The organism is Brasilonema sp. UFV-L1 (genome assembly GCF_012912105.1).
Taxonomy (GTDB): domain Bacteria; phylum Cyanobacteriota; class Cyanobacteriia; order Cyanobacteriales; family Nostocaceae; genus Brasilonema.
The window spans coordinates 1-10912 of sequence record NZ_QMEA01000188.1; the positions used below are offsets into that span (position 1 = coordinate 1).

Annotated in this window: 13 protein-coding genes; 7 read left to right on the forward strand and 6 right to left on the reverse strand. The window is 41.4% G+C overall.

All coding sequences use genetic code 11. The features are described from left to right. Positions 1-214: 214 nt before the first annotated feature. The 5 genes from DP117_RS31195 to DP117_RS31215 all read right to left on the reverse strand — a co-directional run bounded on the left by DP117_RS31195 (position 215) and on the right by DP117_RS31215 (position 3808). On the reverse strand, positions 215-1183 hold the full coding sequence (locus DP117_RS31195) for a tyrosine-type recombinase/integrase (protein WP_169222069.1): 969 nt from the start codon (positions 1181-1183) through the stop codon (positions 215-217). Positions 1184-1623: 440 nt separating this feature from the next. Continuing rightward, positions 1624-1716, reverse strand: coding sequence for a cytochrome P450 (locus tag DP117_RS36705; protein ID WP_169222070.1), 93 nt, complete (start codon positions 1714-1716; stop codon positions 1624-1626). A 76-nt stretch (positions 1717-1792) separates the two neighbouring features. Then, positions 1793-2038, reverse strand: a complete 246-nt coding sequence (locus DP117_RS31205) for a hypothetical protein (protein WP_248277914.1) — start codon at positions 2036-2038, stop codon at positions 1793-1795. Positions 2039-2842: 804 nt separating this feature from the next. Continuing rightward, a complete protein-coding gene (locus tag DP117_RS31210; protein ID WP_169222071.1) occupies positions 2843-3067 on the reverse strand; it encodes a CopG family transcriptional regulator in 225 nt (74 codons plus the stop codon). Positions 3068-3646: 579 nt separating this feature from the next. After that, positions 3647-3808 carry a hypothetical protein gene (locus DP117_RS31215; RefSeq protein WP_169222072.1) on the reverse strand — a complete coding sequence of 54 codons (162 nt, stop codon included), beginning with the start codon at positions 3806-3808 and terminating at the stop codon, positions 3647-3649. 135 nt (positions 3809-3943) lie between these two features. Between DP117_RS31215 and DP117_RS31220 the strand changes: the two genes are divergently transcribed. The 7 genes from DP117_RS31220 to DP117_RS31250 all read left to right on the forward strand — a co-directional run bounded on the left by DP117_RS31220 (position 3944) and on the right by DP117_RS31250 (position 10297). Continuing rightward, entirely contained in the window at positions 3944-4387 is a 444-nt protein-coding gene (locus DP117_RS31220) for a hypothetical protein (RefSeq protein WP_169222073.1), read from the forward strand. A 2-nt stretch (positions 4388-4389) separates the two neighbouring features. Further along, positions 4390-5415, forward strand: a complete 1026-nt coding sequence (locus tag DP117_RS31225; RefSeq protein ID WP_169222068.1) for a hypothetical protein — start codon at positions 4390-4392, stop codon at positions 5413-5415. 147 nt (positions 5416-5562) lie between these two features. Beyond that, on the forward strand, positions 5563-6216 hold the full coding sequence (locus tag DP117_RS31230; protein WP_169222074.1) for a hypothetical protein: 654 nt from the start codon (positions 5563-5565) through the stop codon (positions 6214-6216). A gap of 85 nt (positions 6217-6301) precedes the next feature. Continuing rightward, on the forward strand, positions 6302-6880 hold the full coding sequence (locus tag DP117_RS31235; protein WP_169222075.1) for a hypothetical protein: 579 nt from the start codon (positions 6302-6304) through the stop codon (positions 6878-6880). Further along, complete coding sequence (locus tag DP117_RS31240) at positions 6877-8313, forward strand: ATP-binding protein (protein ID WP_169222076.1); 1437 nt, start codon at positions 6877-6879, stop codon at positions 8311-8313. The genes DP117_RS31235 and DP117_RS31240 overlap by 4 nt, the downstream gene beginning before the upstream one ends. 311 nt (positions 8314-8624) lie before the next feature. Further along, positions 8625-9530, forward strand: coding sequence for a HipA-like protein (locus DP117_RS31245; protein WP_169222077.1), 906 nt, complete (start codon positions 8625-8627; stop codon positions 9528-9530). Next, positions 9527-10297 carry an HIRAN domain-containing protein gene (locus tag DP117_RS31250; protein ID WP_169222078.1) on the forward strand — a complete coding sequence of 257 codons (771 nt, stop codon included), beginning with the start codon at positions 9527-9529 and terminating at the stop codon, positions 10295-10297. The genes DP117_RS31245 and DP117_RS31250 overlap by 4 nt, the downstream gene beginning before the upstream one ends. 128 nt (positions 10298-10425) lie before the next feature. Here DP117_RS31250 and DP117_RS31255 read toward each other — a convergent pair whose 3' ends face one another. Further along, positions 10426-10566 (reverse strand): hypothetical protein, encoded by a 141-nt coding sequence (locus tag DP117_RS31255; protein ID WP_169222079.1) that lies wholly within the window; start codon positions 10564-10566, stop codon positions 10426-10428. Positions 10567-10912 lie beyond the last annotated feature (346 nt).

Here is a 10912-nt window from a genome sequence, read left to right on the forward strand (position 1 = left end):
AGCCGTCGTCGTTTTGGCGACACCTCCTGCTTGATTGAAAAGTGAAATTACCTTGGTCATCTATATCATTGTCATTCTGCATTTAGTATAATTGCCAGGATAACCTGAAAAGTCATATTAAAGATTTTTCAAGCTGTATGAAAAACTAAACCGCTCTGGGGTAAGGAACTGTAACTTAATCCCTACCCGACTCTAGAATTTTAATCATGCTCAATCAAACCAAATCCGCAAGCACACTACTCACCTTCAACTGATGCTGCTGCCGATTATCATCATAAATCATCAACGTCTCCAACTTGCTGTGCCGACTGAGTTTCTGCACCTCCCGCACACTTTGCCCCGCATCCAACGCAGCTGTAATAGAACTATGCCTTATGCGGTGCGGACTTAACCGCTTGCTAATACCCGCCTTTTTCGCCCTAGTTCTCACCATCTTGGCAATCCCAGCATCCGTCAAAGGATGCCCCGGTGTATTCAAATCCAACGCCACAAACAAAGCATCCTTCGTTGACGCCAACCCCCGAAACGCCAACCAATAACAAATCGCATCCCTAGTCTTAGGAGTCAAATCAAGCTTTTCCTTCTGGCTACCGCGTCCCTTACCCAACACCAACAACTTACTATTTTGACGGTCAAAATCCCCCATAGTCAACGCCGCAATCTCCCCCCGACGCAAAGCATTATCCCAAAGCAAACGCAGTAGAGCATAATCCCTAACCCCTTTCGCCGTCGTCGGATCGCAAGTCAGTAATATCTGCTTAAACTCCTGGGGAGTCACACCGCTGGTATCCCGGTACTTCATCACCGTCTCACCCTTAACATCCTCCAAGGTATAATTGCACACCCCCAACACCCGACCCTTATGCACCAGCGCCCGAAGCGCCGACAGCCTCCGGTTCACCGTTGCTTCAGACAGCCCCTGCTTTATCATCGCTGCTTTATACCGCACCACCCACGACAACGCCTGCGCCTGGGACAATGCCAAAAACCGCACAACGTACTCCGCAGTAGATTCCACCCCAAACATAGTTAAGAAGAAATGCTTAATATCCCGGTCATAAGCTTTACGAGTGGATTGACTGCGTTTCTCTGCCAACAACATCGCCAAAACATCAGGCGCTTGCCACCACGAAACCACTGGAGGTAAAGTATTATTAGCTACTTTGACGATGCGACCGGACATAAAAATCAGGTGACGATAATAGGTCTTTACGTAACCTTATACATCAAAAGGGGGTCAAAAACCCAATAAATTTGCTTGCGCTTTTACTATTGTGGTATAAAACGACTAGAGAAAGAACCAGCTTTTTGTTGCGTTCGGCGGAGTGCGATGGAAATGAGATATCAGCTCGCTACTCGGCATCCCTGATATTTGTAAGCACTTTAATTGCTACGTAAAAACCCAAACTGCCTGGTAACCGCTATTTCCCACTCTGCGAGAGCTTTCTCGCATTTTGCGAGCGCGTTCCCGTTGATAGCAGCAATGATATTGATAGCAGCAATGATATCGATTTCAAGTCACTCAACAGCTTGAGAATTGTTGAAACAGCAAAGCGCAACAGTTGATAGCAGCAATGATATCGATTCCAAATCACAGTCACGGCTGACCTCACGGTAAGGCTGTCAGCCAAGGGGATACAGTCGCATCGATTCCTTTATAATCTTCTCCGTGTATTGGAGTTGAGGAAGGTCTGTAAAGGTGGGAACGAATCGCACTTGCTCTTATCTCGGCACAATCCAAGTACACCTTGTGTCACTTTAGTTAAATCATTAAGTCATGGACATCAGGTTTTCATGCGTGATGTCGATTTTTCCAGCGATACGTATTGAAATCCCGTTGATCCGTGGAAAGGATACGTCCATGTCCTAAATGCTCTGCCAGAATAACTAAAGATGCATCTGCCAAATCCATAGGTAAATCAGCATATTTTTCCATAAGTTCACTAATACGTCCGCCATGACTCGGTTGCAGGTCAAAGATTTCAAAAGCCCCGATGGACAGACTATCAATAAACTTCCTTTGGGCTTGATTGCCCATCCGGTCCAGCAACAGGTAGCAAGTTTCAGTAACGATACACGCCCGTAGTAATTAGGGGTTCGTTAAATTTAGTAAGGGCGAGTTGCGCCCTTTCATGATAATCATCCCGCCGATTGGCAAGAGTATTACTAAATTGCCAGAAACATTATCACACCTTTGTTAAAGTTGGGAAAATTCAGTAAGTTTTTGGAGATGTATTGTGTTTGCGGTATCTGGTATACTCAAATTAATGCCCTTAACCAAGGCTAAATTCTCGCGCTTTGTAAACCACAGTCGCGGTCATTACTAGCAAGCCTGTAAAAAGGTCAAACAGAAGTCCACGATTTCTTAAATTTGCTGAAAATAACCGATGACGAGTGGCTAAAAGCTTCAAAAAATATTTGACTTCAAAAATAGGGTGGGCTACACCCGAATTTACGCTTGTGGACAAGTAGGAGCCGACTCCCTTGGTAGAAGCAAGAAGCAGACCCTCTAAAGGAAACTTTAGTTGAATGGCGAGCTTTAAATAAGTTTGGTCAAGTTCTGTATAGCAGCTAACCAGAAACCAGAATCAGCGATTACCATATTTGGACTGCAATTTGGTTTGCAGAACGGATTTGTAATTGACGCATTGTCCCCTAAAAATTTAGCCATGCCGAGGGACTAAGCGACAAAAAACTGGCAGCCTTTGTTCTGTTGATCTGTGAGACAAGACGGGTACGCGTTGTAATAAGGCTGCCAGTTTTTCTAGCAGGATGCGACACCTTGTTTTGTTGATCTGTATTGCCCCACGGTGAGTCGTGGTATGAGGGCTGGCTAAATTTTTTACGTGTAAGACCCCGTGACAGAAAGATTTGGTTCGGCTTCCCCACAGCCAATAAAGCCAGTTTGCTCTAGCAGCGCCAGTGGTTTTTTGTGTTTAACCTGAAGCTGCTGGTAGTAGAGGTCTATGGCGTGTTTAACCACCTCTGTTACATCCTGATTGGTCTGCTGTTGAATGTAAGCCAGCTTGCTGGCATCGCTTTCATTGAGTTGGGTATTAATTTGCATGGCTTTTTCTTTTAGATAATAATCGACGGAGATGCTTTGAGCGTGTTGGTACAGGATTTTTTATTCTATTGCTACGACAACGCCTACTATTCGAGCCGCGCGAGCCAAAAGTGTTCTTCACTTTGTGATGCGCGAGCATACAGAGAGAAGCTGTTTTGAGCAACTGTTTTTCTTTAATAACAAACATACTGATGGATGAGTCACAATGCCACATCTGAGCATGGAATCATCCCTATGTAATTTTCATCACGCTGTTATCAAGCCAATCAGAGCCATTGCACTGGGGGGAACTAGTCGGTGCAGTGGCGAATACTATGGTTTCTCTAAGGTCAGAAAAGAAGATTCTCATTCAAAAATCGCCACGACCCCTAAAACTACGTTAAGTATTCTCATTTCAGCGCAAAAATGGGTACTTGGTACAGGCGACGGAACGCTTGAAACCCTTATTATTTCGTTCTGTACTTGGTGCTGTATAACGAAACAATAAGGGTTTCAGACTACAATGTCTCGAATTAGCGCAATCGATTAATGAGAATTCTTGTTTACGTATTAATAGCTAGTTTTATGTATGATAAAATATCAATATTGTAAACCTCTTTGCTTTAGTGCTTCCTTGCAAAGTTGTACAACCATCATTGAATTGCTTCTAGATTCATCTGTTGCCAGTTTCTCTATCACCTCAAAAAGTTCTTGGGGAAACACCACACTTATCTTTTTACCTCTGTATTTGTCTACGGTCATCTGCTAAAACCTGCTAATATCAGCTACTTTGATTGTCCCATACAAATTTCTTCCCCCTGTCTTAGCAGATTTTAGCTGCTATATTCTGCTATATTCTGCTATATTGAAATTGTCGATGTTTGAGAAATCGCGATTATGGCAGTTACACAATCTGCCTTACTTAGAAAGCACTACCAAAGCTTAATAGGTCATCAGGTTTCTGATTCTCATTGGTCAAGGGTTAAAAAAGCTTTTGATAAATCTTTCATGCCTTTTACCAAAGAAAACCTATCAGCTTTTGTAAATTTTCGTAAATCACTAGGCAGAGTAAAAATTCCACTGACATCGTATTTGGTGATTCTATCAAAAGTCTCACAGATTAGTTATAAGAATGAGACTTTAACGGGCAAAGAAATATGGGACTTGATTTCTAACTTTGATGTCCCAAAAAGTACTAAGTATCGATGGTGTCTGGATGGTTTAGGCGAAGGTTTTAGTATTATAAAAAGTTATGAGTGTGAGCAAGTTTTGAATGTGATGCTAAAGGCTTATGCCTACAGTTACCGTAAACAGAATCTAAAAGTCGTCAAGGAAAATTAAGAATGAATAACACAAAACACCCTGTCATTAAGCGTATCTACTCTGCTTTAAAGAATACTGTCAAACCTTCAATAATTCTTAGTTATTGTTTGACAAGCGTAGAAAATCTGGATGACTTGACTAAAGAACAGGAAGTAGCTGTCAAAGAATACTTCGTTAAGCAGTCTAAAGCTTTGAGCGTAGTTGAGCCTGCACAAGAAATGATGGATAAAACGAACGATAAAGAATTAGTGACATCTTCTGACATTTCTGGACAATCTACAGAATCTATTGAAGTCCAACAAACAGAAAACGGTGATGAGGAAATGATTTGTGACTTTTCAAATTCTGATGCTCTTCATCCGACTGATGAAGAATTGTCAGCGATTAAGCAACACTTCATTGCTGACGACTCTGTGCCGGAATCAGTGAATATGATGCCAATTGAGTCAAGCTCATGTCCCAAAATTGAAGAGCAACCCAAAATTAGACTTCTTGCAGAAGTCGGGGAAAAGGTTAAGGGGGAAGGGGTAAGGGAAAATAAAAACCCTTTAACCTTTCCCCTTTCCCCTTTACCCAACTCTTGCAAGAGTTCTATTGAAGAGGAGACAGATATGGAAGTAGAAACCACTCAAGAACTGGAGCGACAAGAGCACTCTTCCCCTGAAGAAATCACACTCTTCACTACTCAGAATGAAGTCAAAGGGATGGTCAACTACAAGGCATCTCTTATGGGTATTCAACTGGCAGCTAGTGAAGTTGATGTCATTGCTTCAAAAATTGATGCTGCTGGTTCTAGCTTTACCGAGACATTGAATCAGATTGAATCGGCGCTCATCTCATACGTAGATTATCAACAATCCAGAGAAGCAAGCGAAGTTGATGGGATGTTAGACAGGGTGACTAGAAGGGTAGTTGAGAAAAATCAATCAACCATCAACCACTTTACCTCTGGAATTAACCAGTTCAAAACCGCGATGGAGGTAGCCCAACAGCATCAAAAAAGGGAACTTACAAGCATCCTCAACAGGCTCAAAGTTCCCAGTTAATCTAGTTTATTTGGTTGTTGTAGGAGTGTTCTTACTTCCCCTGTTATTTCAGATGTTGACTAGCCTAAGACCCTTAACACCTAACCAGCAACGTCAAAGATTAATTGAACAGGGTTATATCTGTTATCAACAATGTAAGGATGAACTATGAAAGCTAAGTACGTAAAAGACCACGTATCAACCTACGGAAAGCAAATTACCAAAGCTACTTTTCAAAAGTTTGGTATCAACAACGCTCTGATTGTTCGCGCTATCAGCGGTGATGAAAAAGCCCTTACTCAAATCGGGGATATGGGTAAGACGGGAGAGCGTTTACTTATGGCTATGCCAACAATCAGAGAGAACCTAAAAGCTTATATTGATGGGACTAAAGAGTACAACACTGCTCTTGCAGACATCTACAAAACAGGTTCTAAAGGGTCACTGGCTATTGATAAAGCTGCTGGTGATATGACCCTAGAGAACACCCGATTTAACAATTTAATGGAGGAGTACAAAACTAAACTCTTCTCTGACTTGGAGAAAGAGCACCAACGTCATGACGATGCTTTAGACGTGATTGAACTACAAGCTTGGGTCGATGCTCAAATGGCTACTGTAGAGGCTCAAGCATCTCTAGAAGGAATCAGTAACAAGCCTTTTATAGCTCAAATGAAAGCTGATAGAGACTATGAAGATAAGAAGATACAGCATCTACTAGAGAATGGTTCAGACAGCGATTTAAGCTTGATTCCAAGAAAGCATTACAGCACTAATCCTATAGTGAAACTTTGGAATCAGGTAAGAGAAGTCTTTAGTTGATCTGCTTGAGTTAGGAATCAATAGAAATTAAGCGATTGCTATTAGCTTGAATCGCTTAATTTCTAAATGAAAACATACTTTGATTATGTCACAGTTCGACAAAGAAGATAACAGCACTACTAATGACAACTATCCTCTAGAGACTGACACGGCATTTACACCAGATGAAATTGAGTCAATTAAGGCATATAAAGAGAAACTAACTAACAAATTAAACAAGAATCGTAGCATTCTTAAGGGTCTTGAAGTCAGCTTCTGGGGGATAACATCTTACAGCTTGGCTAGATTTTTAGTATTAACCAGTGGTACTCAAGGAATCGGACTAGCAATAGCAGCTTGTTTCTTGATAAATCAAATCACAAACCGCGATTGCTTAGATGCTTTTAATGTTAACAGAAGGGATGGACAGTTTGAGGTAGATGGGATGGGGAAGTTAGTAAAGTTTGGATTCTCAACTCTGGTCAGTGCTTTTGTTATTTGGTCGGCTTTAGGTAACTTCATTCAAGTAGTCGAAACCTCAAAATCCACTTACAACAGGCTACAAGATACGGTGACAGAATTCAATAGGTTACCATCAGACAAACAAAATGCAATCTTTATTATTGGTGGATTATTAGGTTTAGCTGGTATCTACACTCTTATTGATGGAGCCAGAAGAAGATGAAACCGTATGCAGGTTTGACAGTTTTCGGGGTGACAGTTGCTCTTTCTAGTACTATGTATTTAGGTCAATCTAGCCGGACTTATGACTTGGTAGCAATCAAGTTTTGTCCGACTACTGCTAACATCAATAAATTTGACTCAAGAGAATCACAAGAGAATTTAGACAGAAGATATTGCCTGTATGAGCACAAACTTCTCAAGGAAGTTTGGGAACAGAAGCAGTTTGAAGCATTACATCCTCTACCGGAATCATCTTTTGTGATCCGAAATATTCCAGCTATTGATTCTGGTGTAGGATGGTTTCTTGTTGCTCCTGTAGCTTCTGGGATTGCTTATCTGTGTTGGTCAAAGAAGTCAGAAGATGATGAAATGTCAGCCCATAATGAACTAGAGGCTTATAAGACCTGCATTAAGCTAGCGACGGTAGGTAACCAGGGTGAGAGAGAATTCAAGACATTGCAGACAAACCGCACATGGGATAAGCAGAAAATTAAGCACGGGTTTATCTCTGTTGAAGCTATGCAGGACAGGTTGAACCGACAGACTGAGATACAGGATAAGACTCATCAATCAACACTCAAGCAATTTGACACTGCTAATTCTCAGATGGACAAGCAGATTTCAGAGAACCTCAGAGATGCAGCTAAAGCAGATAAAGAACGTGAGAAGTTTTTGGGTAAAGTGTCTATGACTGAACAAGAGGGTATATCACCCGATTCACAAGCTAAAACATCTCTGATAGAAGCTCTCAAAAGCCATGAGGATGGATGGTTATGGAAAGTCATAGACAATATGACGCCATTATGGTTAATTGGTCGCCAAGGTAGCGGTAAGACATACACAGCAGCAACAATAGCTCTCATCAGAAAGTACTGTTTAGATGCTTCTATCAACTACTTAATTGACCGTCACGCCACTGGTGATAACCAAAAAGCTTGGAAGTACCTAGAACCTCAAAATAAAGCTGAATCAGAGGATGAAATAGCAGATTCTTTTGATGCTTTATGCTCACGTTGGCTGTTAAGAATTAAAGGGAAAAACGAGTTAGAACAACCAACTCAAGTACAACCTGAGCAAGTGCTAGTTGATGAGTATACCAACCTCAAAACGCTCATTGGTGAGCCAGCAGAGAAATTTTATAAGTTGCATTTAACCGATACCAGAAAAGCCAAAGTCCATGTCATTGGCATCACCCACAATGACACAAACGCTTCGTACCCAGAGAACACACAAGCAATGAGGGAAGCTGGGACAATTTTGATACAGAAATTTTCAGCTAACGGTCGTAGTCCCTTGAATCGGGTGAAAGTTGTGAGGGGACTTCTTTCTGATGCTGGTGATGAACTAGCTGATGCTGAACGGACACTGCCCGATTGGTTTAATCCAGAAGCGATACACAGGCACTTTCACGGTAAGCCCATCAACTTTGAATGATTGTTTACATTATGTTAGACATTTTGTAGACAGTCAAGCTGCTTGACTGAAATTGAAAAACCCCTAAGCACAGATACCTAGGGGTTCTTCATGTCTTTTTTTTTATTTGAATAAATAACTAAATATTTTCGTGTGGTTGTTGATATTTTTGAAATTCTGGAATATTGACAACATGCTTTGTAGTTGTTACTATCAACCGCTATATCTAAAATCTATTTCTAAACACTTATGTTAATCCCCCCTTGGGTACTCTCCAAGGGGTATTTTACTGATAACTGCCAGGTATGCCCACACTGTTTGAATGATGAATAATGGCAGAGAAGTTTCCTATTATTGAAGTTCCCCTAGACGCTCCTGAGTCTTCTGAGGAGATGGGAACTAAATTCAAATTCTGGTTCCAACATCCGGAACAAGGGTATTGCCTGTATAAACAAGCTCGTCTCAATACGGGTGAGGATTGGGCAGAAAAGATAGCAGCTTCGTTGTGTGAGTTGCTTGGATTGCCCCATGCCCATGTTGAGTTGGCTACTTGGAACAGCAATTGCGGTACGGTTTCACCATCATTTCTACCTAATGGTGGCTCACTTATCCTTGGTAATGAGATTCTTGCTCCGATAATACCGGACTATCCAAAAGCAGAATCTTTTAAAGTGTCTCAACACACAACAGAGAACATTTTTACAGCGCTAACACAGACTTCTGTTAACCTACCAGTCAACTGGACACCGCCAAACGGCATCACGACATCTGCGGAGACGTTTGTCGGTTACTTACTTTTAGATGCTTGGATTGGAAACACAGATAGACACCATGAAAACTGGGCGTTCATCAGTTTGGGATCAAAGACTTATCTAGCACCGACTTATGACCACGCTTCTAGCATGGGACGGGAACTGCTTGATGATAAAAGGCTTTCATTACTGAATAACAAAACCGTCACAGGCTATGCACAAAAATGTGCTTCTGCAATTTATGCTAGTGTAGAGGACACAAAACCCCTCAAAACTTTTGATGCTTTTCGTGAAGCGCAACAGCGCTATCCGAATGCTAGCAGTGTATGGTTAGACAATCTTGCAAAGGTGTCAAGCAATGATACTTTAGAGCTTTTTCAGCGTATTCCATCAGAATGGATATCACAAACAGCAATTGAATTTGCACAAAAAATATTGGAATTTAACCAAAATAAGCTGCTAAAGCTGCGGGACACTTTACCATGAAAACACTGTTTTTAGCTTGGCAAGATCCAATTAGTCGTTGTTGGTTCCCCATCGGTCGGTTAACATTTGACGGGGATAAATATCAGTTTGTTTATACCCACGGTGCTACAAACGCTCAATCTGAGTGTGGATTTCAACCTCTGCTTTCATTCCCCGATTTGAACAAGGTATATAAATCCGTCGAGTTGTTTCCCTTGTTTTCTAATCGATTAATGCGGCGCTCTCGCCCTGAATACAAGAATTTTGTACAGTGGCTAAACATCCCTCAACACTCAGACGATCCAATCGCCATCCTTGCTCGCAGTGGTGGAAGCAAAGTAACGGATCACCTGGAGGTGTTCCCCTGCCCAGAGCCAGATGAAAATGGCTTGTACCATATTCACTTTTTTGCACACGGACTGCGACACCTGCCGCAATGTGCAACCTCACGCATTAATCGCGCCCAACCAGGGGAACTGTTGTGGTTATCTCACGAAATTCAAAATCCATACGACCCCAACGCATTGACTTTAAACACAGAAGACCATCACATAGTAGGTTATTGCCCCCGTTATCTTGTGCATGATGCCTTGAAAATGCTGCGGCAAAACCCAACACTTGTACACGTACACGTCGAACGCGTCAATCCAGTCCCGACTCCGCTCCAGTTTCGCTTGTTGTGTAACATGACTGCTGAATGGCATCAGGACTTTCGCCCATTTTCTAGTGATGACTATCAGCCGATTGTAGCTGATGCTCCTTCTGCCGGGAGTTACTGCTACCCCTAACTGAAGACCAGACAGCAGTAGAGATATATAAACGCTGCTGTTTAGATATTTTGGAAAGTGACTTTCCAAAATATAGAAAAATTTTGGCGCTTCAGAAGTAGCTAGAGGTTTACCTTGAAACTCAAGTATCAACTATGTGTGTTACCTAGCTTAAGAATCAAGTCAACAACTTGTTGCAAAGTCATTACATTGTGATACTCATCAGGAATATTGATATCAAAATCCTCTTCTATAAAAATTATCAGTTCTGTTCCATCTAGGGTGTCCATCCCTAACGAATTTTCAGGGGCATCATAATTTTCGCTGGTAGATAAACTACCCCAAAAACCTGAACCTGTAGATTTCCAACTGTATTCCCCTAAAAATACAGTTGACTCTAACTTTATATCATCTAAAGGAATAACACATGATTCTGAAAGATAATGCTGTAGTTTTTTAAAAACAGCTTCTGGTTGTAAAACTTCTTTTTTTTCTTTAGAATTAGAATCTAAAACCGGGTCAGGATAAGGAAGCGTATGTCCTGATTGATTATTTTTTACCTGTTCTCTCTCATTTCTTTTTTTTTAAAATTGCTTTTGTATCTATCAACTGGACTTTAGACTAGTAAGCACAAAA